Below are 24,743 nucleotides of genomic sequence, written 5' to 3'. Positions count from 1 at the left end.
TCATCAACATTAAAATCCGACAAATGAATAAATTATTTTAAAATTTTAGAATATTCTCATTTAAAAATATTTTAAAAAGTCAAAGCCGATTGAGGGCGGAAATATAAGCCCTCGAACATGCTTCTATAATATCCGTGGAACTTCCTTTTCCAACAACACGATCTCCCTTATATTCCAAGGTTACGGAGGCTTCGGCCATTGCATCTTGACCTTCGGTAACCGGAGAAATCACAAGTCTGGAAACTTCTGGATCCATTCCGGTCGCTTTTTGAATGGCTTTGTAGATTGAATCTACTGGACCGTCTCCGGTTGCAGATTCTTCTCTCACATAACCGTCGATTGAAATTCTCACTCCCGCAGTAGGGGTACTTTTGGTTCCAGTCGAAACCGTAAAACCTTCCAATTGAAAACGATCTCCTGTAGATTTTCTAGTTTCTTCGGAAAAAAGGGCTCTAATGTCTTCGTCGTAGATTTCTTTTTTTCTATCTGCAATTTCTAAAAATCTTTGATAGGCTGCTTCTAATTCTTCTACTTGAGGAGAAAAACCTAATTTTACAATTCTATCTTTAAAACCGGCACGACCGCTATGTCTTCCTAAAACCATTCTATTGGAAGAAAGCCCCACTGTTTCAGGTTTCATAATCTCGTAGGTTTCCCTATGTTTGATAACTCCGTCTTGATGAATTCCTGACTCATGTGCAAATGCATTGGCTCCTACGATGGCTTTGTTCGGTTGAACGAGCATTCCGGTAATCGTTTTTACAAGATAAGAGGCGCGAGCAATTTCTTCGGTTTTAATCTGGGTTTGAATTCCAAATGTATCCTTTCTAGTACGCATAGCCATCACAACTTCTTCCATAGCAGTATTGCCGGCTCTTTCTCCGATTCCGTTGATAGTACATTCAATCTGTCTAGCTCCGTTTTGAACCGCAGCTAAAGAATTAGCGGTAGCGAGTCCTAAATCGTTATGGCAATGAGCAGAAAAAATAATTTTTTCCGCTCCTCTCACATTGGTAAGTAGAAATTTAAAAAGACCTCCATATTCTGCTGGAGTAGTATAACCGACCGTATCTGGAATATTGATCGTGGTGGCGCCAGCGGCTATAACTGCTTCACAAAGTTCTCTTAAAAATTCTGGTTCGCTTCTAGTTGCGTCTTCGGGTGAAAATTCTACGTCATCTACAAATTGTCTGCAAAGTGTTACCGCTTCTACAGCCATTTTTAAAACTTCTTTAGGTTCTTTTCCGAGTTTATATTTCATATGAATCGGAGAAGACGCAATGAAAGTATGAATTCTTCTTTTTTTTGCGGGTTGTAAAGCTTTGAATGCGGCCTCTATGTCCGCCTTCATGGCTCTGGCAAGTGCTGCGATCGTTGGTCCTTCGGTTTCTCTTGCAATTCTTTCGACTGCTTGAAATTGAACGGGAGAAGAAACAGGAAATCCGGCTTCGATAATATCCACTTGCATAGATGCGAGTTGAGAAGCAATTTCCAACTTTTCGTTTTCGGTCATCGCAGCTCCAGGACATTGTTCTCCGTCTCTGAGAGTTGTATCAAATATACGAACGTATTCTTTTGGATCCATTGTCATATCGTTCTCGCAAAAAATTCTACTTCCAGTTTTTTGGATTTTATTCTTTAGACAATCAATTAAACGGATAGAAAATCGCATTCTTTTAAAACGAAAATAATCGATTGAAAAATGATGATTTCTTTTTTATTCTCACAGCGTGTCCCAAAACCTTATACTCTTTCTAAAATGATTCAATTCTACGCGTCTAACTTTCAATCCACGGACTGCACCGTATCCGCAAATCTTTATTCTGAACTTTTCGGATTAAAGATCGTAGTCAATTCAGGAACACACTCGGAACTTTTCTGGCCGGACAAAAAAGGAATTTTAATCTTTAGTAAAGAATCCAAAAATTGTCCGGTTAGTCCAGGGACTCTGACGTTTCGGATAGACAAAGAAGAATGGGAAAGTTTTAAAACCATTTTGTTTTCCAGAGGGTTTATCGTGGAAGCTCAAGATTCTAAATATGTTTCCGTTTTAGATCCTTGGAAAAATAGAATCTGGTTTTATTTTTCTTAAAAAAGAATCAACGTTCTTCATTTTTAGAATGACCATTTTAAAAATTAAAATTTCTATCTTTTGTAAGAATAAATTCATATTAGAGTTGTTGAAAAATGAATTCTCCATCTGTTTCTATTTTATGGAAACGAGCAATTGAAATAGTTTTGTTAAACGCCACTATGGAATTTTTCAACAGTTCTATTTTTTTGATTTTGATCTGATAAAATCAAATGAGGCAATCATTCTTCAAATTGTTTCTTTCTAAGATTGTAGACCAATCGATAGGTTTTATCTTTCAGTAAAATTAGTTCTTCACAACTTTCCACATTCCATTTTATAGTACATATGATTTTATTTTCTACAAGAGAATAAGAATACTGATAGGGATTTATACAATCTTCTTTATCTATCACTTTTGACTTTATATCCAAGTAAAACTTCCAATCTAATTTTGGAAGAACTTGATTCTGAAAATGACCACTAAAGTCCTGCCTAAAAACAGATTCATAATTTGGAAACTCTTTACTTAGAATTTCTTTTTGAATTTTGAAAAAACGCCACTTAGATATGGGAATAAAACGATTCCATTCTTTTCTTCCAAAGTATTGAAACTCTTTATCTTCAAAAAGTTTTTTAAAATTGATCCCCGCCATTTTTGGATATTTTTGATTTTGTAACCAAAGTTGAAAAAATTCATCTAAAGAAACGAGAGGTATTTTTTCTAAATTCTCTCCTTGTTGAACCGTTTCAAAAGGTATGTTTGGTTTTATACTGCAGGAAATTAGAAACAAAATTGAGAAAATTCCCTTTTTCATATTTTTAAAAACCACTATATTAATCTTATTGAATATTTTAATTGTAACAAGATATAGATCTTAAACTACTTATTTTTTAGGACGTATTTTAAAAATACATTCGTTTATTTTTCGATTTTTCTTAGACACTAAATCTCGCTCTTTCCTAAAAGTTAGGCAATTACAGTTCGATTTCAAATTCCAAAACGCCTTAAATATTAACTTTTTATTGATAAACAATTCTTGTCCAAAGATTACGCTCTTCTTTTGAAAGTAAGCAATTTCAATAATACAACCTAAATTTTTTCAAAAATTTAAATGCCTTTTAAAAATAACGATATACTACAAAAAAGTTTAAGGTCCGTCGAGTTCCAATAGAAACGAGACGTTTTAATTACCCAACTCATTTAATCTTTTGGAGCGTATTTTGATAAAACGTAGTGATCTTTAAATTTTATTCAGAAATTTTTCCGCTGTTTAAGTCATAATGGATTTTATCTATTCTTCCTTGAAAAACGGACAATTTAGGACAACTTGAATCTACCTTCCAACGTATTTGAAGCGTCACTTTTTGACGGAGGAGTGAATAAGAATAATTGGGTCTGCATTCTTTCCAATCTTGATTTTCTAATCGATCTAAATCAATGAGATCTTTTTTAGATCGTAGGTGATCAAAATAATATTTTTCTAAATCTTCTGCAAAAAAGGTCTGGTAATTCGGAAATTCTATTTGTAAAAGATTTTTCTTTATCTTAAAAAAACGATTTTTCCAGGTGTATCCGTAAATATCTGTTTTTCCAAAATAAGTGTATTCCAAATCTTCAAATAGAGATCTTACATTTGTTTGAAACTTTAATTTTCTTCGATTTTGTGACCAAAGTTGAAAAAATTCATCTATAGAAATTTCAGAGATTTTTTCTAAATCCTTTCCCTTTTGTACAGATTCAAATGTCATCTGGGGTTTAAAACAAAATGTAAAACTGAGAATAATAAAAAAAATCTTTTTTTGCATCCTTTTCTTTAACCGATAGATCGATCTTAATTTTTCTAATTAGAACGATTTTTTATTTTCTAAAGTATGATTTATTGGAACGAGTTCGTTTTTCAAAAAACTTTTTTGTATCTTTTAGAATTTTCATGTAAAACTCTTATCATTTAACGTGAATTCGGCCTAACGCGAAAGGGATTATTGCGGAAAAACTAAAGCAGAACGCTCTCTTCTATGGATTGCGTTTTAGATCGCGTTCTAAATTAAACCTAAAGACAATTGTTGTATTATGTTTCCTGTATGCAATTTATTGACCAGAGCTAAAGAACCCGGTCCGGCTGCCTGTGACAAGCCGGATTCGCCCCGATTTTCTTACGTCAAATTCACGTGACTCCAAATCAAGAAAAGTAGTAGTTCCTACAAATTTGGTCACATTTGGTAATTTGAGAACTTTTGAGCAATTGTAGTGTCTTTAAATTTTTGTAGTAGTTCCCACATTTTTGTGAAACTCAATCTCAGGGTCATCGATGTTTTTGGGACAGGTTCTAAGTTTAAACTGTATCTTCTAGAAATTTTTCATCCCGGAGAAATTGGTTCCGTATTGGATCTTCCTTCTTTCATTGCAAACTGAACCATAACTTCTGCTTCTTCTCCTAAATACCAATCGATCAAACTATGAGCCCCATAAATCAAAGGAGTAATTGCAATCGCCACTCCACATTTATAAAGAAAATTGTTGGTGGAAATTTGATTCAACTCTTGGAAACTGAGTTTACCTCCTCCAAGCGCTATATAAATCACTACAAAAGAATCCACAAGTTGAGAAACGATTGTAGAACCTGTAGCGCGTAACCAAATATATTTATTATCCGTTTTGACACGTAAAAAATGAAAGATTTGAATATCAATCAATTGGCCGATCAAATACGCCACAATCGAACCTACGATTACCTTTCCTGAATTCCCAAAAACTACATTAAAAGAATGATCATCTACAGGAGAATTGGAAGCCGCAGGAATAGACATATCCAACATCAAAAGAAAATAAGCCACAAAGATCATAACCATCCCGACAAGTGTAGTAAAACGAACTCCCTTTCTTCCAAAATATTCGTTTAGAAGATCGGTTACAATAAACGTCACCGGAAACGGAATGACTCCCATCGTAAGAGTAAACCCAAATGAGACAAAAAGTTTGGAACCGGTTAGTTCCGCTAGAATTAAAAAGGATAAAAAGAAAGCGTTTAAGATAATAAATAATTTCACGGATTTAGAAAGTTGCATAAGCGATTTTTTATCTTTATCACACGAATTCGTCAACTTGTAAAAAAGAACCGTTTGACAGTCTCTAATCAAATAAATTTTTGGAAGTGGGTTTCCAGTTCATCGATTTAAGAAACTTCTTTATTTTCTTAGATTTTGATTCGATAATGAAACTATAAAACCGATGGCACACGAACAAGAAGACATACAATCCATTTCTAACGATTCTATAAAATCAGAACCTAAATATAAAATCCTACTTTATTCTTTGAGTTGGTTTTTATTATCTGCACTTTCCTTTTTTTTAGGGATTCATCTTCTGAAAAAGAGCGATTCCACTCTTTCCAACGAAAACCTTCGCTCCAGTTCCATCGGGATCGTAGACGAAATTCGAAATTTTTTTCCCAATCAGAAAACTACAAACTCATCCGAAACAGAAAATTCTTCTTCGACTCAATCAGAACCTAAATCTAATTTTTTTTCATTCGGTAAAGACGATCAGGATATGCCTGAAGCCACCTTACTTCCAAAAGCGGACGAAAATACTTCTTTTAGAGCCTCCACTTGGTTTTCTGATTACGAAGCGATGAGAAAAACGGTTCATCTCTATAATGAAATTCATCCTTTTATTTACGGAATGAAAGGGCGCGAAACCAATAACGGAGACCTTTATTCTAGCTGGGGAAGTTCTCAAAAACACGAACGAGTTTCTGAACTTCGTAAACTCAATCCGAACGTAAAGATCATTCCTACGATCTTTCGTTGGGAAAATAAATACGAAAAAATTTCCGAAAACATTGGAATGAACGGGCGTAACGACATTCGAGATAAACATCTTTCTAATATTCTTTACGAATTGGATACATACGGCTATGACGGAATTGATATAGACTACGAAGGAATGAGTTGTGAAAAAAAAGAAAAGTTCGAAGAATTTATAGTCATTCTTTCTAAGGAAATTCATAAACGAGGAAAAATTCTTTCGGTTGCGGTTCATCCAAAAACTCCTGCTAAAAAAGAATCGATGAAAGCTTGCAAAGGTTTAAAAGATAAAATCAAAATGGATTACGCAGAAAATTGGAGAGGGCCTATGACTCATGATTACGCCTTTCTCGCAAAGTATGCGGATCGTATTAAGATTATGGCATACGAATTGCACCCTAGAAAATATAGAAATCCAGGTCCGGGTCCGCAGGCCCCGAACACTTGGATCAAAAGTATTATCGAATATGCAAAGGCAAGAGTTCCGACTAAACAATTGTATATGGCAATTCCTACTTATGGCTACGATTGGGCTTTGAATTGTAATTCTAAAATCAAGTCTGTTTATTATCAGGACGCGGTTCGTAAAAAAGAATTCGGAATCCACAGACAACCGACTAACATAGATCAGATTCTTGCAAATACCAAAAACTCCAGTTCTTGGATCAATCTTTCCAAATTTTCTTGGGTTCATACCGGCAAAACCTACGAAGATCCAAGCATCTGGTATAAATCGGAAGGTTGTGATCGTGTAGCTTTCTACATGAACCGCAAAGCATTCGAAGACAAAATGAATCTTCTAAGACAATACGACCTAGGTGGTTTCTCTTTTTGGCAATTGATCAGTGACAACGATCCTGGAATCAACGATTATCTAGAATTATTAGTTTCTAATAAACTTCCTCCCGTAGAAAAAATAAAAGAACCGGTTCAAGATCCAAATAAATCCAAAACGGAACCTACCAATCCAGAAGAAGCAAAGATAGATTCTCAAGATCATTCTGAAAAGTTTGTCGGAAAACAAGGTTAACACTTTAATCACAGATTCAACTTTGGAGGCGGCAAAGATCTTGCTGAAAGGCGGACTTGTCGTTTTCCCTACGGAAACTGTTTATGGGATCGGGGCTTCCGCTTTTGACATAAACGCTTGTAAACGGATCTATAAAGTAAAAAACAGACCCTCCGACAATCCTCTTATACTTCACGTAGAAAATTTTTCTTCTCTTAAAGATTGTGGAGAAACGAACGATAGGGCCGATCTGATTTTCCAAAAATTTTCTCCCGGGCCGATCACAGGAATTTTTAAAAAGAAAAATCAAAATCTTTTTACAGCGGAATTAGATTCGGTTGCCGTTCGAATTCCTTCCAATCCTACGGCTCTAAAGTTTTTAGAATTCTGTAAAGTTCCAGTTGCAGCCCCTTCCGCTAATTTTTCTGGAAAACCATCCTTAACAAAAATGGAATATATTTTGGAAGAATTTACAGGAAAAGTAGACTGTATTCTAAAAGGAGAAGAACCTCAGATAGGAATCGAATCCACAGTGATCGATTTTATTTCCGAACCTCCGATCTTACTTCGGCCCGGTTTTATAGATAAAAATGACCTTTTAGAAATTTTACCCGACCTTCAAGAAATGAAATCATCAGACGAAACTTCTTATGTGACGCCTATAAGCCCCGGTCTTAAATACAGACATTATTCTCCCGCTTGTAAGGTTATATTCAAAAATTCTTTAAAAGGAATCCCTAAAGAATTCGCTCAAATTGGTTTTCATTTTGAATCCAATTCTGTTTATCAAGTTTTAGTTTCATCTAACAAAGAATATATGAAAGAAATCTATTCTTTTTTTGTAGAATGTGACCGAAGAGGAGTTACAGAAGCATGGTGTGAAATTCCAAAAGAAGGAAAATGGAAAGAGGTTCTGATCAATCGAATTTCCAAAGCCGCTTCGAGATAAAAGGATTTTATGCTTCAATCATAGAGTTGTTGAAAAATGAATTCTTTATCTGTTTCTATTTTATAGAAATGGTCGATGGAAGCAGTTTTGTTAATCTTCACTTTCAACAATTCTAATGTAGGAACTACTATTTTTTTGTCGTAGATTATAACATCTTGATACTTTCAGTTTTTATCACAAAAGAAGTATTGATACTTTATTACTACTCGGACGTATAAATAGAATACTTGGGGTTAGATTGTTTCAAAAATTTGAATGTTTTGGTTCTGCTCTAAAATTTCGTAAATCCCGAACTTGCGGTATTTTTTAAGTACCGCTATTTTTTTCGTAAATTTGGCCGTTAATAACTTGGTACTATTTTCATACGTTCGAGTAGTATATAACCGTAAAAAGATTTTTAATCGCACTTACGAAACAGACCATTCTAAAACCTTAAAATGTAGAAACTCTTACAATTTAGAAAAAACGATTCGATCAGCCTTGATTCCAAAATGAGGAACTCAATAAAGATTGGGCTTCTATAGATTGAAATTTTTTTCTCAACGAATTCTCAGATTCTAAAACATTAGGAAAATAAGAAGTCACATCTTTGCTAAAAACGTTCGATAAAAAACCTGGCTTTAAAGATTTTAGAAAACTTTGAAACGTAAATATAGAAGGTAAATATCGAACTTGAATCTTTTGCACTTTTAGATCTTGTTTAATATCTTCTAATAAACTTAAAAAGTCAGTGATAGAATCGATCATCTTTTCCTTTAAAAATTGACTCGAAGTGAAAACCTTTCCCTGCCCAAACCGCTTATCTAAATCAGAAATAGGAATTTTTCTGGAATCAGAAACCCTTTTGTAAAAAAGTCCTTCCGATTCTTTGATTTCCTGTTCCATCAGTTTTTTAGATTCTGGATGAATAGGGCCATACTCAGAAAGAAGATCCCTGTATTTATAAAACCCCACCCTGTCTTTAGTGATTCCTAATTTAGAATAAAGATTCTTTAAATCAAAACGAATCGATATACTTCCAATACTCCCCACGATTCCATAGGGAGAGGCATAAATTTTAGAAGCCCCACAAGAAAGATAATATCCTCCGCTTGCGGAAATGTTTTGCACATACGCATATACAGGTTTCTTTTTTTGTAACTTTAGAATTTCCTGATATAATAATTCCGATACAAAAGCAGAACCGCCGGGAGAATCCACCTCCAAAATCACCGCTTTAACCGAGGATTCCTTTTTTAATTCTTTGAGCGCTTCTTTGATCGAATAATAAGAAATACCGTCTGTCTTACCTTCGCCCTTTCCAATCGTATCGTGATGAATATTTCCCTTTAAAGGAAGAACGGCCACCACGGGTGGTTTTTTAGAGACTATTTTAAAGTTTTTTAATTTAGAAAAACGATATAGAGAAGAAAGGCTCAATTCTTTAGAAGAAGGTTTTTGATCTTCATTTTCATGTTGATAATTTGTATAGAGAAAATTCTCTTTAAAATCTTCTTCGTTTAAAAATTCGGTGACAAACTTTCTTTCTCGTAATACTTTTGCGGATAAAAAAGGTTCGGCAAAAGTTTTAAGCGTAAATCCAGTATAACTTTTGAATATAGATTCTAAATCATCCGTCATTTGTTTAAGAAGAGAATTTAGATTCTCTCTCGCCTTAGATGAAAACTTATCTCTTTGAAATGTTTCTCCGAAAGATTTATAAGGTCCGCTTTGAAAAGTTTCCGCCCTGACTCCCCATTTTTTGCCTGCATTTCCGAAGAAAAAAGATTCTGCAGAAGGTAAAACTGGAAAAAATTCGGAAGATTCGCTGCTGAATCTTTCATTACAAACTCCTAATAAAAACAAGGATTTAAGTCCTCCCGTAAGTGCAAATCCTTCTAATACAATCCCTCGTTCTTTCAAAACCCTTAACCCTTCTGCAATGTTTAAAGTTTCACCGAATCCGTATTCCGGTTGTTGAATGAGTATAGAAACTTTTTTTAAATTAGGAATTTGAGAAAGTAGTTTGAGCTCTAATAAAAAATCTGTAAAAAAAACTTCTTCTTCTTTAGAAGAGAGAAGTTTCATCAAAAAGGATTTTCGATAGTTTGAAAATTCGGAAGGAATTTCTAAAAAGTAATGATCTCCAGAAAAAAATCGAAATCGAATCCAACGAACGAATTGAAAAATCAATCGGAAGGGAATGAATACAATTTGCAGAAAATTTCGAAACATGCTGTCAGTTTGAAAACTAGATTCTTCCTGAAAAAGAAGAATTTCTTTTAGGAAAGGAGTTTTCAGATTTAATCACGCTATAAATCCTAAAAAGCAAGAGGGTATTTCATTGCAGGAAATTAGGATTCGCGGAGCGAGAGAACATAATCTTAAAAACATAAACGTGGATATTCCTAGAGATCAACTCGTAGTCATTACAGGATTGTCCGGTTCCGGTAAATCTTCTCTCGCTTTTGATACGATTTACGCAGAAGGTCAAAGAAGATATGTAGAAAGTCTTTCCGCTTACGCGAGACAATTTTTAGGCCAGATGGAAAAACCAGATCTGGACCTGATCGAAGGTCTTTCCCCCGCCATTTCAATCGAACAAAAAACCACTCATAGAAATCCAAGATCCACTGTCGGAACAGTTACGGAAATCTATGACTATCTACGCCTTTTATACGCCAGAGTAGGAAAACCGCATTGTCCCGAATGTGGAACTCCCATTCAATCCATGTCGATTGACCAAATCACTGCTCGGGTACTTGCGTTTCCTCAAGGATCCAAATTGCAAATTCTTGCACCTGTGATTTCAGGTAAAAAAGGAGAACACAAGGATATACTGGAAAAGATCCGCAAAGACGGTTTCAATCGTGTGAGAATCAACGGTGAAATCAGAACCTTAGAGGAAGAAATCGTATTAAAAAAGAATTTTAAAACCTCCATCGAAATCGTAGTAGATAGAATTGTAATGAAGGAAGGAATCAGAAGTAGGCTTGCAGATTCTGTAGAAACCGCTCTCAAACAATCCGAGGGACTTGTAATCTTAGACGACGGTTCTAAAGACCACGTTCTTTCCCAAAAGATGGCATGTCCCAACGGACACGATATTGGTTTTACAGAACTTTCTCCTAGAATGTTTTCATTCAATTCTCCTTATGGAGCCTGCGAAATTTGCGACGGTTTAGGAAGTTTATTAGAATTTGATGAAGATCTTTTAGTAAATGATCCTGAACTTTCTTTAGTAGACGGCTGTATCGAAGCTTGGGCAGGTTCTAAAAGTAACGGATTTTGGTTTATGGCCACTCTCAAATCCTTATCCGATTCTCTAAAATTCAAAATGAACACTCCTTGGAAAGATCTTTCCGAAAAGACTAGACAAACAATTCTTTACGGAGACAAAAAAATCAAAATTGAATACGATTTTAGAGGAGCCAACTCTCATTACGAATTTACAAAAGAATACGAAGGTGTAATTCCAAATCTTCAAAGAAGATATAAAGAAACCAAATCGGATTCCATGCGTCAGTGGTTCGAATCCTACATGACCAATCATCCTTGTACTTCCTGTAAAGGCAAACGTCTGAAGCGAGAAAGTCTTTCTGTAAAAGTGCATAACGTTCCTGTAGACGAATTCACTTCGTATTCGATCGAAAAAGCGCTTAACTTCGTTCAAAACCTTAAAGTGACTGGTGCAGAAGAAATCATCGCTAAACCCATATTAAAGGAAATCCATCAGAGACTTTCTTTTTTAAACGATGTGGGAGTCGGTTATCTTACTTTGGAAAGAAGTGCTGGTTCTTTATCTGGAGGAGAAGCGCAAAGGATTCGTTTAGCAACTCAGATAGGTTCAAGATTAATGGGAGTTTTGTATATCTTAGACGAACCTTCTATCGGTCTACATCAAAGAGACAACACTAAACTAATTTCTACTCTTAAAAATTTAAGAGACCTAGGTAACACCGTGTTAGTCGTAGAACACGACCAAGAGACTATGGAAGAATCGGATTGGTTAATCGATATGGGACCAGGAGCGGGAGTTCATGGAGGTTCTATCGTTTGTGCGGGAACTCCCGCAGAAGTTTCCAAACACAAAGATTCTCTTACTGGGAAATATCTTTCCGGAAGATTAAAAGTTCCAATTCCTGCAAAACTGAGAGAAGGAAACGGATTCAAACTACAAATTATAGGAGCGAAGGAAAATAATCTTAAAAACATAGACGTAAACATTCCTTTGGGAAAGTTAGTCGTCATTACAGGCGTATCTGGCTCCGGAAAATCCACCCTCATCAATGATATTCTTTACAACGCTGCGGCCCATAAGGTAATGAAAATGAAAACCTTAGCGGGAAAACATAAAACGATCAAAGGATTCGAAAATATTGATAAGATCATCAACATAGACCAATCTCCGATCGGAAGGACTCCTCGTTCTAATCCGGCCACCTATACAGGTTTATTTACGCCGATCCGGGAGATGTTTGCCGGATTGGAAGAGGCAAAACTACGAGGTTATGGTCCGGGTAGATTTAGTTTTAACGTGAGTGGTGGACGTTGTGAAACCTGCGAAGGAGATGGAATTCTCAAAATTGAAATGCACTTTTTACCCGACGTATATGTGACTTGTGAAGTTTGTAAAGGAAAAAGATACAATCAAGAAACATTAGAAGTTCGTTATAAAGGAAAGAATATATTCGACGTATTAGAAATGACCGTAGAAGACGCGAATCAGTTTTTCGAAAATATTCCAATCGTAAAACGAAAACTGGAAACTTTATTAGAAGTAGGCCTAGGTTATATTCGTTTAGGACAACCTGCGACTACTTTTTCCGGGGGAGAAGCTCAGAGAATCAAACTCGCAACGGAACTTTCTAAAAGACCGACCGGAAAAACTCTCTACATTTTAGATGAACCCACCACCGGACTTCATTTTGAAGACGTTAGACACCTTTCAGAAGTACTTCATACGTTAGTCGATCGTGGAAACTCCATGATTGTCATCGAACACAATTTAGACGTAATCAAACAAGCGGACTGGATCGTGGACATGGGACCAGAAGGGGGAGATGGTGGAGGCCTTGTCATTGCGGAAGGAACTCCAAAAGACATAGCCAAAATTAAAAATTCTTATACGGGACAATATCTAAAAAAAATATTTACATCGGGGAATGAAAAATCTTCTTCAGATAAAATTTCACGAAAAACAAAATAAAAAATGATAGAGTATTATGAGTTTAAAAAAGTTCTTATCTTCTATTCCGCCTAACGAATATCGAAACGTTTTCAAAGATTCTTTTCCTTATTTGATAGAAGAGGGATATTTAGAAGCCCTTGCAGGCGGATCCTTCGAAATGTTTCACCAAAAAATCTATCAACTCGGTTCTTATCCGAGAGGAATTGGACTCGGAATTGCGGTAATGGCACAGACCAACGTCGCGGGAAGAATTTTAAAATTCGTATCGGACGGATTTTTAAACGAAAACACAATCCATAAAATCCTCCAAAAAGAAGAAGTGATCCAAATCGGAACAAAACTTTTAAACGATGTAAGTTCGGGAAAAAACATCGTTTCTATGGGTGTCAGTGAAACCGGATGGAAGGGAAGAATTTCCAATATACTTACCAATTATAGGATCGAAAACGAAAGAATTATCCTAAGTTTATCCAAGTCTTTTTTAACCAATGGAGCAAATTGTAGCGGATTTTTGATCGTAGCCAGATCCACCTCCGATACTTTCGACGTAATTTATCTACCACGAGACTCTCACGGTCTTGATTTGGAAATTTTTGATTTAGAATACGCAAAAGAAGCGACTCACTGTAGACTCAAAGGAAATGATTTATCTCTTCCACTTAAAAATTTAATCTTTTTAAACTACCAAAATTTTGCGCCCGAAATCCATTTATCCGAAATGTTATCTGCTTCGGCACTTTTTTGTGGGTACGTGGATTTGATTGTAAAAACACTTTTAAAAGAAAAAAAGGACATAGACCCTAGAATCGCTGGAAAAATATTAGATATTCAACAATTATTATATTCTAAAATTCTTGAAATTTCTAGAAAAAAAGACCAAAATCCAAATTTCAGAATGGAAGAAGTTCACCCTTACGGCTATGAAACCGCTCTGGATTTGATCTATTCTTGGCTTACGGACCTTGTTAGCGGAGTTGAATTATCCAATATGTTTCCGGATATTGGACTTTTTTATTCGATCCATCCCGGTAAAACGCCTATTTATCAGAAAAATATCCTGAAAAAAATCAGAGCCTTACGCTAAAACAGTCTCAAACTGTAGGAACTATTACAAATCGAAGTTTCACTGTTAAATTCTCAAACTGTAGGAACTATTACAAATCGAAGTTTCACTATTAAATTCTCAAACTGTAGGAACTATTACAAATCGAAGTTTCACTGTTAAATTCTCAAACTGTAGGAACTATTACAAATCTAAGTTTCACTGTTAAATTCTCAAACTGTAGGAACTATTACAAATCTAAGTTTCACTGTTAAATTCTCAAACTGTAGGAACTATTACAAATCGAAGTTTCACTATTAAATTCTCAAACTGTAGGAACTATTACAAATCGAAGTTTCACTGTTAAATTCTCAAACTGTAGGAACTATTACAAATCGAAGTTTCACTATTAAATTCTCAAACTGTGGGAACTATTACAAATCGAAGTTTCACTGTTAAATTCTCAAACTGTAGGAACTATTACAAATCGAAGTTTCACTATTAAATTCTCAAACTGTGGGAACTATTACAAATCGAAGTTTCACTGTTAAATTCTCAAACTGTAGGAACTATTACAAATCACGGATTTTACGGATGAATCTTAAAAACTCAATGATGATGATGTTGATGCATTTCCTGATAGTTCGCAAGAGGTAGTTCTTGAATTTTTTCGGTTAAGTTTGGCACTTCACATTGAATGGTGACAAAATCAAATCCAAAGGAAGATTTCAAAATCTGATTGAATTTAAATACGACCTCCTCTGTAAATTTTAAATCCACAATTGAAACCCTCATAGTACAAGCGTAAATTCCTCTCGTAATCGCCCAAAAGTGGTAATCCAAAATTTGGCTTACTCCTTCCACCTTACGAACGTATTCCAGAATATGAGTAATTTCGAATGTATTTGGAGAGGATTCCAAAAGAACAGATATTGTTTCCCTAAAAATTCCCCAAGCAGAACGTAAAATCAAAATCGAAATCAAAACGCTAATCAAAGGGTCGATCCAGTTCCAACTCGTAATATAAATCAAAACCGAACCAACTAAAACCCCTACCGTAGACAAAAGATCGCTTAAAACGTGAACATAAGCGGACTTGATATTGATATTTTCGCCGCTAAAACGAAATAAAACCCAAGCGCTGATCAGATTAAAAATAATTCCGAAAGAACTGTAAAAGATCATCTGAAAACTCAAAATCTCTTTCTGATTTTGAAACCTTTCTATACTTTCGTAAAAGATATAAAACGAAATCCCAAAAATTAAAATAGAATTTAAAAGAGAAGTCAGAATTTCGATTCTATAATAACCAAATGAAAATTTAGAATTCGGTTTTTTAGAAGAAAGTAATACAGCAATCAAAGACAAAGACAAAGCAATCGTATCCGTAATGATATGCCCCGCATCCGCAAGAAGAGCGATACTACCACTTTGAAATCCTCCAAATAACTCTACAAAAAAGATGGAAATAGAAACTAAAATCGCAAGAAGAATGGATCTTTTCAGACCTTTCTCTTGACTTCTTTTTACGTGATGAAGTTGAAAAAAATCATCCATCAACGTGGAACGACTACTATATCCACTCTTCGATTGAGTGCTCTATTTTCGGGAGTGTCATTAGAAACGATTGGCTGAAATTCACCATAACCCGCGAGTGAAAAGTTTCTAGGATCTAAAATCTTACTTTCTAAAAAGTAATGAAGTACGGAAAGGGCTCTTTCACCGGAAAGTTGCCAGTTATCCGAAAATTTTTTGGTTCGAATCGGAACGTTATCCGTATGTCCTTCTATGATGATTAAATTTCCAGGATAATTTCCCAAAATTTCTTTGATCTTATCCAATGCAGGAAGGATCTGTTTTTTTAAATCTGCAGAACCGGAGTCAAATGAAATCTTATCATCTATATTGATTACAAGTCTGTTGTGAAATCGTTTGAGACGGATCTGCCCTTTTTTGATTTCATCGGTAAGTTTATTTTCCAACTCATTTGCTTGGTCGGAAAGACGATCCAATTCTTTCTTTTGATTTTCAGAAAGATGTTTCAATTTAGAAATTTCGTCGTTTAAAACTAGAATTCTACTTTCCAAATCCGAAATTTTTTTTTCGTATTCTTTTTGAAGAGCCTCGGTTTTTTTTTGACAATTTTCCCTTTCTTTTTCCAAGTCCTCTTTTAAGCCATCAATCAGATCTCTAAACTTTTTAGATTGTCTTTCATTTTCATCGATCAGTTCTTTTTCCTTATTAGAACTCTTTGCTTTTAAAACCGAAATTTGATTTTCTAAAACTTTAATTTTTTCTACGTTTAGGTCGTTATCTTTGGCTCTAAATTCCTTTTCTCTGGAAAGTAATTCTTCCAAAGAACGAATTTTAGAATCGAATTCTAAACGTTCCTTTTTAGAATTTTCAGTTTCATTTCTATATCTGGTTCTCAGGGAATCCAATTCAATTTCCAAAGTGATTTTCTCGTTATATACTTTGTTGTATTCCCAAGGATAATAAAATACATCAGCGGAAACGGAATTTAAAGTTAAAACGAAGAGAAAATAGAATTTCAGAAATGGCTTCATCTTGATCACTTTCTTTCTAAAATGGAGCGCTTTACGATCGGGTCACTCCTTTTTTAAGGTTTGTTTAGAAATTCATTGATCGGTCGGTTCCGTTCTCAATCCTGTTCACTAAAAACCGTTTTTTCTTGGAGAGAAGTTTATGGAAGAAAGAGGAGTGGGACACGAACTATTTTCGGAAAAGGCAAATCCCTCTTCTCAGGAGTGGATCGAATTTTTCTCGGAAAAAATCAAAGCAGGACAAAACACTTTTTTAGATCTTTTCCTCAAACAGAATCACCCTGCGGACATAGCGGAGGTACTGGAAAAGTTAGAAGAAGACGAAGCCTTTTATGTATTCAAACGATGTGACTCCGAATTACAAAGTTCTATTTTAGTAGAGTTCGACGAAGAATTTCAAGCAGACTTAATCTCTCGTTTCCAGATGAAAGAAATTTCTCCCATTCTGGAAAATTTAGAAACAGACGAATTATCCAGCCTCATCTCCGAATTTCCGAAAGACAAAGCAGAAGAAATTTTAAATTCGATCGACAAAGAAGATTCTTCTCAAGTTAGAAAACAACTTACGTTTCGAGAAGACTCCGCCGGAAGATTGATGAACACAGTGTTTGCTTCCGCGGTAGAAACGGACACGGTTCGAAAGGCAATCATCAAACTTAGAAAAATCGCAAGAGATACGGATGATATTTATCATTTATATATCACTGACGAAAACAACATACTCAAAGGATATGTAAAACTAAAAAATTTATTCCTCGCTCCTCTCAATACAAAAGTACATCGTCTGATGAAAACCGGATTTACTTCGATTCATTACGATACGGATCAAGAAGAAGTCGCTAAAATTTTTCGTAAGTATGACTTAGTTTCGGTGGCGGTGCTCGACGATTTAGGAAGAATTTTAGGAAGAATTACCGTAGACGATATTTTAGACATCGTTCACGAAGAAGCCTCGGAAGACATTCTTCGCCTAGGAGGAGTTTCTGAAGAAGAAAAATTATCTTCCTCGGTTCTTACTTCTGCAAGAAGAAGAATGGTCTGGCTTATGATCAATTTAGGAACCGCCTCTCTTGCGGCCTCAGTCGTTTCCTTTTTCGGAGAAACGATCGAAAAATACGTGTTACTCGCTTCTCTTATGCCTATAGTCGCCGGAATGGGGGGAAATGCAGGAACACAATCGATCACTTTGATCGTTCGAAATCTGGCAACTGGAGATCTTACGACTGGAAACTGGAAATCCGCAATTCGAAAGGAAGGTCTTGTAGGAATTCTCAATGGTTTTATGGTAGGAATTATCGCCGGATTGATCGTTTATTTTTTTACCGGAAATTTTACTCTTTCAATGGTTATGTTTATGGCTCTACAAGCCAATTTGATGATCGCCGCAGTAATCGGAACTTCGATTCCTTTGTTTTTACGAGCTTTAGGAATCGATCCCGCAATCGCTTCATCTATTTTTGTGACTACGTTTACTGATGTGTTTGGGTTTTTCTGTTTTTTAGGATTAGCCACTTTATTCATTCAAATATTATGATGTTATCAATTACCAATTTTTCTTGCGACGTCTATGGTAAAATGAACTTTTTATTAAATAACAATTATAAACTGTGACTTTATGAAGAAAATTGATATTGAGGGCACCGTCTTAGGATTCTATAGAGTTCCCATTTTTAAAAACCATTTTATTTTGGATTTTTATAGAAGTTTTCATTTTTTAATCAGAAATCAGTTTCGGAGAATCAAAGATCAATGTCGGCCATAAAACCAAGATCCATTTTTAAAAATACGTTATTTATTTTAGGAATAAGCGGATTGTTATTTTTATTACTTTCCTGTTTCACTACAAAAAATACGGATAACGAATCGATAAAACACGAATCGATTCCTAATCCAGCAGGGGAAAACGAAGTCGTACTGAACGAAGAAGGCCAAGAAGTGATTTTGAATACGGGAGATCCCGCTCCTTTTTTAAAACCTTCCAAAGATCCTTTAGAATATTTCAGAGTTCATATTTCGAGCGACGGCTATCAGTTACGTCAATTGAGAGGTTCCAAATTTATCAAAAGAAAAGTAGATAAAGGAGGAGATGCTTTGATCAGCGAGGAATTGGCGCGTTTTAACAAAATCAATTTTATAGACGATGGAATTATCATCGTAGTATTAAACGGAAATACGGGAGCATTCGAAACGATTCGTTTTAATACTAGGGTCCCCAGAATCAACGATCTCGCTAAAATCGTTCAAAACGACGTAACACGTTGGTCTATGGAACATTCCGAAGAAAAACCGATCGTAACTAAATTTCAGATCCATTATTCTTTAGAATTAAAAAACAAGGTTGGCTCCACAAGAGACGCCGTTAAGGAAGAATTGAAAAAAGAAGTGATCCGCCGGAAGTAAAATCATCCACGGCAGAGAATTTTAGATTTTTATAAAATTCTTAAATTCTAGACACATAAAATACTACTAAAAACGAATAATAGAGTTATTGAAAAATTCCATAGTGAAGATTCGTAAAATTGCTTCAATTGTCCATTCAATCCAACACAAACAGATCAAAAATTAATTTTTCAACAACTCTAATCAAAGATACAAAAGTTCTTAATCATTTCGTCTAACTCTAAATTGTTAGTTTTTTTGAAATTCTAAGTTTTCAAAAAAATTCAGTTATTATCTTCATGTGTGTGAATAGTAAATTATTTAAAAAATATAGAATACTTTTTAGTTTAAAATTATTCAGAAAAAGAAACGATTACAGATTTAAAAAATTTAGGAGTCACTCTCAAAGTAATTACGGGTGACAATCGTTTTGTGGCCATGAATTTGTGTTCTCAAATCGGATTAGAAAATCCGAATATTCTTTCCGGACATGAACTTGAAAAAATGAGCAGCGAAGCTTTGATCCATCAAGTTGGTAAGGTAGACGTATTTGCAGAAATAGAACCAAACGAGAAAGAAAGAATCATAATCGCTCTGAAAAAAGCAGGCAACGTAGTAGGTTATATAGGAGACGGAATCAATGACGTTTCCGCTTTACATTCTTCGGATGTTGGAATTTCCGTAGAAAAGGCAATGGACGTTGCAAAAAACGCTGCCGATTTGGTTTTACTTGAAAAGGATCTAGAAGTTCTAGTGGATGGAGTTAAAGAAGGTAGAAGTACATTTGCAAATACTCTAAAGTACGTGTTCATGGCAACAAGTGCAAACTTCGGAAACATGTTTAGTATGGCGGGGATTTCTATGTTTCTTCCTTTTTTGCCTCTTCTACCTAAACAAATTTTACTCACTAATTTTTTGACTGATTTTCCAGAAATGACGATCGTAACAGATCGTGGTAGATTCAGAGATGATTTCCTCTCCGAAACGTTGGGATATTTCCGCAATTCGTAAATTTATGGTAGTTTTTGGAATGGTAAGTTCGTTTTTCGATTATCTTACTTTTACAATGGGTATTAAAAGTAAATCAAGATCAATTTCGAACCGGCTGGTTTATAGAATCTATCGTCTCCGCTTCTTTAATCGTACTTATCATTAGAGCCAGAAATGTATTTTTTGTGAGTAAACCCAGCAGATCTCTTTTTTTAACGACTCTTTGTGTAATTTGTTTTACCATATCCATTCCCTATACCTCTATCGCAGATTGGTTCTGCCTTCCTCTTTCATTTTTAGGAATGTTGATTGGGATTGTGTTTATCTACGGAATGGCTGCAGAAATAACAAAACGGATTTTTTATAAACTGGTTCCAATCTAATAAAATATTATTAGATACGTTCGCTTTTTAGAATATTCTAAAAATATAGATCCGATTTCATGAAATATAAAAGTGGTTTTTGTTTTTTAGATTCGTCTACTATTTTTGTCCTATCCAAATGACGCAAAATCGGCCTGTGTATTAACCCCGAGCTGGATTACTTACAAATACAACTACTGAAACTGAAAAATTAGGTAAGAAAATATATCGAATTTGGATAAATTATAGAGTTAGTTGGTTGAATAACGTAAGATTTGATCTTTTAAAAAAAGTATACTAGTATACTGCAAAATTATTTGTTTTTGTCTACTCCAAGAAAACAAGTAAAATACTCACTTAAAACATTCCTGCCTTAGGAGTAGACAAAAACTTGAACTTTCGACGACAAATTTCTTCCAAAAAGTACATCTAACTGAATAAATAGAGATTCATTTTTTATTTTAGAAAAATCGATTTCTTTTTAAATAATTATGTTATACTTTTTTATTAAAACGAATCTAATTATAAATTTCGTAAAAAGAATTTGAAATTCTATTTATATTCTGGTACTTTTATGTTTTGCGACTTGAAATCAAAGTAAATAATAACTTTGACACGATTTCAAAGCATAATTAGAAATTTATGATAAATTCAATCGATTTAAAACACAACGACTATCGGCTAATTTTCGAGTCTCTTCCTGGGCTTTACCTCATTCTCTTTCCAGATCTTAGGATCGCCGCGGTAAGTGACTCGTATTTAAAAGCCACAAATACAAAACGGGACGAAATTTTAGGCAGAGGAATTTTCGATGTTTTTCCTGACAATCCTTCGGATCCAAATGCGGATGGTGTGGGTAATTTATATACTTCTCTTTCATTCGTTTTAAAGGAAAAAATCCCGAACACGATGGCCGTTCAAAAATACGACGTTAGACGACCAGAATCAGAAGGAGGAGGATTTGAAGAAAAATATTGGAGTCCAATGAACTCCCCGATTCTAAACGAAAAAAGGGAAGTCATATTCATCGTCCATAGAGTGGAGGAAGTTACAGAATTCGTTCAGCTTAAAAACAAGGGAAAAGAACAAAACAAAATTACAGAAGAACTTAAAAATCTAACCGTATCTATGGAAACCGAAATTTATCAAAGGGCTCAAGAGATTCAAAAAAACAACAAAGAACTAATCAGACTCAACGAAGAATTGACTCAGAGAGAAAGAGAAATTCAGGAGGTTTATCAACGTTTATTTAATATGGATCAATTGAAATCTCAATTTTTTGCAAACGTAAGCCATGAACTTAGAACACCTTTGACTTTAATACTTGGCCCAACCAGAACATTACTAAGGGATCAAGGAATCACTTCCACCCAAAGGACGTTTTTAGAAACAATAGAAAGGAATTCTTACACTTTGTTGAAACACGTAAACGACCTTCTAGATCTTTCCAAGTTAGAATCCGGGAAAATGACATTACAATATTCGAATGCAAATCTTTCCGAAGTAATTCGTTATATTGTATCCCATTTCGATTCCATAACAAAAGAAAGAAATATAGATTTTGTTCTAATGATTCCAGAAAACTTCTCGATTCAAATGGACGTTTCTAAAGTGGAGCGTATCATTTTGAATCTTATATCAAAACGCTTTTAAATTTGTTCCAGATTCTGGCAAAATTTATTGTGAGTTAAAAACAGAAGGTACAATGGCTTCTATTTATGTAGCGGACAACGGTCCTGGAATTCCAATACATCTAAGGGACCAGATCTTCGAAAAATTTAGACAAATAGAAGAAGGAGATTCTCGTTCATTTGGAGGAACTGGACTTGGACTTGCCATTGTAAAAGAGTTCGTAGATTTACATTTGGGTTCTATCGGAGTTTTTGATTCTTTTTTAGGAGGAGCTCTTTTTAAAGTGCAAATTCCAATTTATGCACCTATTCAAATAGAGAAGACAGAACAATCGGTCAAAACGGAAGAGTTTGTTCCAGCTTTGATGAGTAGTATCAACGAATTGAAAAGGGATACAATCGAGACGAAAGAATTAACCAATTCTCACAATCGTTCTAAAGTTCTGATCGTAGAAGACAACGCAGAAATGAGGCAATATATTTTTAATACGTTATGCGATGATTTTAATCTTTCTGTGGCAGTAGATGGAAAACAAGGTTTGGAAAAAGCGATTCTTGAAAAGCCGGATATTATAGTCACGGATATTATGATGCCTGTGATGAGTGGGGATCAAATGCTGAAAGAACTGAAAAAAATTCCGGAACTTTCCGGCACCTATATACTTTTTTTAAGTGCGAAGTCGGATCAGAACTTTAGAATCAAACTACTTCAAGAAGGAGCTCATGATTATCTAATTAAACCTTTTACTCCCGAAGAATTGAACGTAAAAGTTCATAACTTTTACGTTCTGAAAAAAACGATCGAAACTTTAGAAAACGCAAATGCAGAACATGGAATCTTTCAGCTATTCGGTATCACACGATCTTAGAGCTCCTATTTTAGTAATCGAAGGTTTTCTCCAAATCATTTTCGAAGATTTTTCTGAAAAGATGGATCCGGAAGCGTTGAGATCACTTAAGATCGTACATAAGAACGTGGTTTATATGAATCATCTTATCCAAGACCTTTTGAATTTCCATAAGGTTTCAAAAATAGATCTGCCAGTCCGGTTGATAGAGATGGACAAAATGGTACAGGAAGTAATAACAACCGTTCTTCAAAATTATCCTAAAAAGAACTATTTGTTTCAAGTGGACAAACTGCCAAATGCATTTGCAAACGGAGCCGCTCTCAAACAGGTATGGATGAATCTGATTTCAAATGCGGTTAAATATTCTTCCACGAGAGAAACTCCTTTCATCAAGATTAGTTTTGAGGAAATGGACGGATTTAATAACTATTTTATAGAAGATAACGGTGTTGGTTTTAATAAGGTTTATTCAAATAAATTGTTCAAGGTATTTCAAAGGCTTCACACACAGGAAGAATTTGAAGGAACCGGAGTAGGTTTAGCAATCGTAGCTAAAATTGTACAACGCCACGGAGGTCAGGTATTTGCGGAAGGAGAGGTAAACAAAGGCTCTAAGTTTTCATTCACTCTTCCTAAACTTTCACGAAACGAAAACGTTTAAAAAAACGTCATAAAAATATTGAAAGTGGTAAACATAAATGAATAAATGGAAATTCCTTTTCTTAGAAGATTCTTTAGTCGACTTGGAATTGATTCAAAGACAATTGAATCGAGCCAAAATCGATTATTATCCAATTCATGTCAGCGATTCGGAAGGATTCTTCCAGGCAATCCTGGATCAAAAACCCCATCTCATTCTATCTGATTTTAGTCTTCCTAAATACGACGGATTCTCCGCTTTGAAGTTAGCAAAGAAGATCTGTCCTACAACTCCGTTCATATTTGTTTCGGGTACTTACGGAGAAGAAGCTGCCATACAAACTCTTACCATGGGAGCGACCGATTATGTACTTAAAGATAGAATCGAAAAACTTCTTCCTGCAGTACAAAGAGCCTTACACGAATTAGAAGATCATGAATTACGAATTAAGGCTGAAAAAGAAAGATATGAATTAGAAGAACAACTCAGACAAAGCCAAAAACTAGAAGCAATGGGAGTGATGGCTGGAACAATGGCGCATGAGATCAACAATCCTCTAATTGCAATTTCGGAATATGCGGCAATGATCGCAAAAGGGGAGGTGGATTCGGAAAAGGCAAAACAGTTAGCTTCCAAAATTCGGGACGAAAGCGCGCGGATTTCTACCATTATGAAAAACCTTCTCCGATTTTCCAGAGACGACAAAGGTTCACTTTATCCAGTAGAAGTAGGAGAAATACTTGTAAAATTAGAATCGATTACACAACAAATTTTTAAAATGAATCGGATAGACGCTTCTTGGAAAAACGTAGAGCCTGGATATTCGATTCAATGTAGGGAAGGACAAATTCTTCAAATCCTTTTGAACTTAGTCAATAACGCCGTGGATAGTTTGAACCAAAAATATCCAGAATATGACGTCGAAAAGAGGGTCATTTTAGAAAATTCTATCGTAGAAGAAAATCATAAAAAATATGCTGAATTTTCAGTTCAAGACTTTGGCACAGGAATTCCGATCGACATCCAAAAATCTATATTTAAAACTTTTTTCACTACTAAGTCTGCTGACAAAGGAACTGGGCTCGGTTTATCGGTTAGTTTAGGAATTGCAAAAGAACACGGAGGAAGCTTGAATTTTGAAAGCGAGCCTGGGAAATACACTCGTTTTTATCTGAGAGTTCCTATCTTTGACCCGAGTGTTCAATAATTGTCGCCTTACTAAAAAACGCTTGCAATTTCCATAAATTACAGTATTTGTAAGCCGTCTAATATAGA

Annotated in this window: 17 protein-coding genes and 1 pseudogene; 10 read left to right on the top strand and 8 right to left on the bottom strand. The window is 35.0% G+C overall.

Going from position 1 to position 24,743, the window contains the following annotated elements; genetic code table 11:
- Window positions 1-79 precede the first annotated feature (79 nt).
- Window positions 80-1,672, bottom strand: a complete 1,593-nt coding sequence (locus tag LEP1GSC049_RS221355) for a 2-isopropylmalate synthase (protein ID WP_004752676.1) — start codon at window positions 1,670-1,672, stop codon at window positions 80-82.
- Between the two features lie 87 nt (window positions 1,673-1,759).
- Between LEP1GSC049_RS221355 and LEP1GSC049_RS221360 the strand changes: the two genes are divergently transcribed.
- On the top strand, window positions 1,760-2,092 hold the full coding sequence (locus tag LEP1GSC049_RS221360; RefSeq protein WP_004770685.1) for a hypothetical protein: 333 nt from the start codon (window positions 1,760-1,762) through the stop codon (window positions 2,090-2,092).
- Window positions 2,093-2,313: 221 nt separating this feature from the next.
- On the opposite strand, the gene LEP1GSC049_RS221365 is transcribed toward LEP1GSC049_RS221360, so the two are convergent.
- From LEP1GSC049_RS221365 to LEP1GSC049_RS221375, 3 genes are all read right to left on the bottom strand, one after another.
- Window positions 2,314-2,904, bottom strand: coding sequence for a hypothetical protein (locus LEP1GSC049_RS221365; RefSeq protein WP_004752472.1), 591 nt, complete (start codon window positions 2,902-2,904; stop codon window positions 2,314-2,316).
- 418 nt (window positions 2,905-3,322) lie between these two features.
- Window positions 3,323-3,880: a hypothetical protein gene (locus LEP1GSC049_RS221370; RefSeq protein WP_004758687.1), complete on the bottom strand. Its 558-nt coding sequence runs from the start codon at window positions 3,878-3,880 to the stop codon at window positions 3,323-3,325.
- Window positions 3,881-4,432: 552 nt separating this feature from the next.
- On the bottom strand, window positions 4,433-5,140 hold the full coding sequence (locus LEP1GSC049_RS221375) for a queuosine precursor transporter (RefSeq protein WP_004752234.1): 708 nt from the start codon (window positions 5,138-5,140) through the stop codon (window positions 4,433-4,435).
- A gap of 163 nt (window positions 5,141-5,303) precedes the next feature.
- On the opposite strand from LEP1GSC049_RS221375, the gene LEP1GSC049_RS221380 reads away from it, so the two are divergent.
- Window positions 5,304-6,911, top strand: coding sequence for a glycosyl hydrolase family 18 protein (locus LEP1GSC049_RS221380; RefSeq protein WP_004752032.1), 1,608 nt, complete (start codon window positions 5,304-5,306; stop codon window positions 6,909-6,911).
- The gene (locus LEP1GSC049_RS221385) at window positions 6,892-7,839 is read left to right on the top strand and encodes an L-threonylcarbamoyladenylate synthase (RefSeq protein ID WP_016748723.1); all 948 of its coding nucleotides are present in this window, start codon (window positions 6,892-6,894) and stop codon (window positions 7,837-7,839) included. Before LEP1GSC049_RS221380 ends, LEP1GSC049_RS221385 begins: the two co-directional genes overlap by 20 nt.
- A gap of 474 nt (window positions 7,840-8,313) precedes the next feature.
- Here LEP1GSC049_RS221385 and sppA read toward each other — a convergent pair whose 3' ends face one another.
- Window positions 8,314-10,053: a signal peptide peptidase SppA gene (gene sppA, locus LEP1GSC049_RS221390; RefSeq protein WP_004767681.1), complete on the bottom strand. Its 1,740-nt coding sequence runs from the start codon at window positions 10,051-10,053 to the stop codon at window positions 8,314-8,316.
- A gap of 109 nt (window positions 10,054-10,162) precedes the next feature.
- Here sppA and uvrA point away from each other — a divergent pair, with 109 nt between their 5' ends.
- Entirely contained in the window at window positions 10,163-13,027 is a 2,865-nt protein-coding gene (uvrA, locus tag LEP1GSC049_RS221395; protein WP_016560465.1) for an excinuclease ABC subunit UvrA, read from the top strand.
- Window positions 13,028-13,043: 16 nt separating this feature from the next.
- Entirely contained in the window at window positions 13,044-14,093 is a 1,050-nt protein-coding gene (locus LEP1GSC049_RS221400) for an acyl-CoA dehydrogenase family protein (protein WP_004752177.1), read from the top strand.
- Window positions 14,094-14,660: 567 nt separating this feature from the next.
- On the opposite strand, the gene LEP1GSC049_RS221405 is transcribed toward LEP1GSC049_RS221400, so the two are convergent.
- Both LEP1GSC049_RS221405 and LEP1GSC049_RS221410 read right to left on the bottom strand, forming a co-directional pair.
- Complete coding sequence (locus LEP1GSC049_RS221405) at window positions 14,661-15,608, bottom strand: cation diffusion facilitator family transporter (RefSeq protein ID WP_004752207.1); 948 nt, start codon at window positions 15,606-15,608, stop codon at window positions 14,661-14,663.
- Window positions 15,608-16,618, bottom strand: coding sequence for an OmpA family protein (locus LEP1GSC049_RS221410; RefSeq protein ID WP_004751706.1), 1,011 nt, complete (start codon window positions 16,616-16,618; stop codon window positions 15,608-15,610). The genes LEP1GSC049_RS221405 and LEP1GSC049_RS221410 overlap by 1 nt, the downstream gene beginning before the upstream one ends.
- A 139-nt stretch (window positions 16,619-16,757) precedes the next feature.
- Between LEP1GSC049_RS221410 and mgtE the strand changes: the two genes are divergently transcribed.
- The 3 genes from mgtE (at window position 16,758) to LEP1GSC049_RS2000000229005 (ending at window position 20,005) form a co-directional block, all read left to right on the top strand.
- Entirely contained in the window at window positions 16,758-18,149 is a 1,392-nt protein-coding gene (gene mgtE / locus LEP1GSC049_RS221415; RefSeq protein WP_004751900.1) for a magnesium transporter, read from the top strand.
- Window positions 18,150-18,364: 215 nt separating this feature from the next.
- On the top strand, window positions 18,365-19,015 hold the full coding sequence (locus LEP1GSC049_RS221420; protein ID WP_004752579.1) for an LA_2219 family laminin/E-cadherin/plasminogen-binding protein: 651 nt from the start codon (window positions 18,365-18,367) through the stop codon (window positions 19,013-19,015).
- 390 nt (window positions 19,016-19,405) lie between these two features.
- The gene (locus LEP1GSC049_RS2000000229005; RefSeq protein ID WP_306292765.1) at window positions 19,406-20,005 is read left to right on the top strand and encodes an HAD-IC family P-type ATPase; all 600 of its coding nucleotides are present in this window, start codon (window positions 19,406-19,408) and stop codon (window positions 20,003-20,005) included.
- A gap of 79 nt (window positions 20,006-20,084) precedes the next feature.
- Here LEP1GSC049_RS2000000229005 and LEP1GSC049_RS2000000229000 read toward each other — a convergent pair whose 3' ends face one another.
- Entirely contained in the window at window positions 20,085-20,234 is a 150-nt protein-coding gene (locus LEP1GSC049_RS2000000229000) for a hypothetical protein (RefSeq protein ID WP_016748721.1), read from the bottom strand.
- A gap of 754 nt (window positions 20,235-20,988) precedes the next feature.
- On the opposite strand from LEP1GSC049_RS2000000229000, the pseudogene lvrA reads away from it, so the two are divergent.
- Together lvrA and lvrB are read left to right on the top strand one after the other, a co-directional pair.
- A pseudogene (gene lvrA / locus LEP1GSC049_RS02000000224485) lies at window positions 20,989-23,489 on the top strand (hybrid histidine kinase/response regulator LvrA).
- Between the two features lie 37 nt (window positions 23,490-23,526).
- Window positions 23,527-24,675 (top strand): hybrid histidine kinase/response regulator LvrB, encoded by a 1,149-nt coding sequence (lvrB, locus tag LEP1GSC049_RS221430; protein ID WP_004751688.1) that lies wholly within the window; start codon window positions 23,527-23,529, stop codon window positions 24,673-24,675.
- Window positions 24,676-24,743: the final 68 nt, after the last annotated feature.

Source organism: Leptospira kirschneri serovar Cynopteri str. 3522 CT (assembly GCF_000243695.2).
Classification (GTDB): domain Bacteria; phylum Spirochaetota; class Leptospiria; order Leptospirales; family Leptospiraceae; genus Leptospira; species Leptospira kirschneri.
The sequence above is the reverse complement of the archived record's forward strand: the minus strand, read 5'-3'. Positions and strand labels throughout refer to the sequence as shown.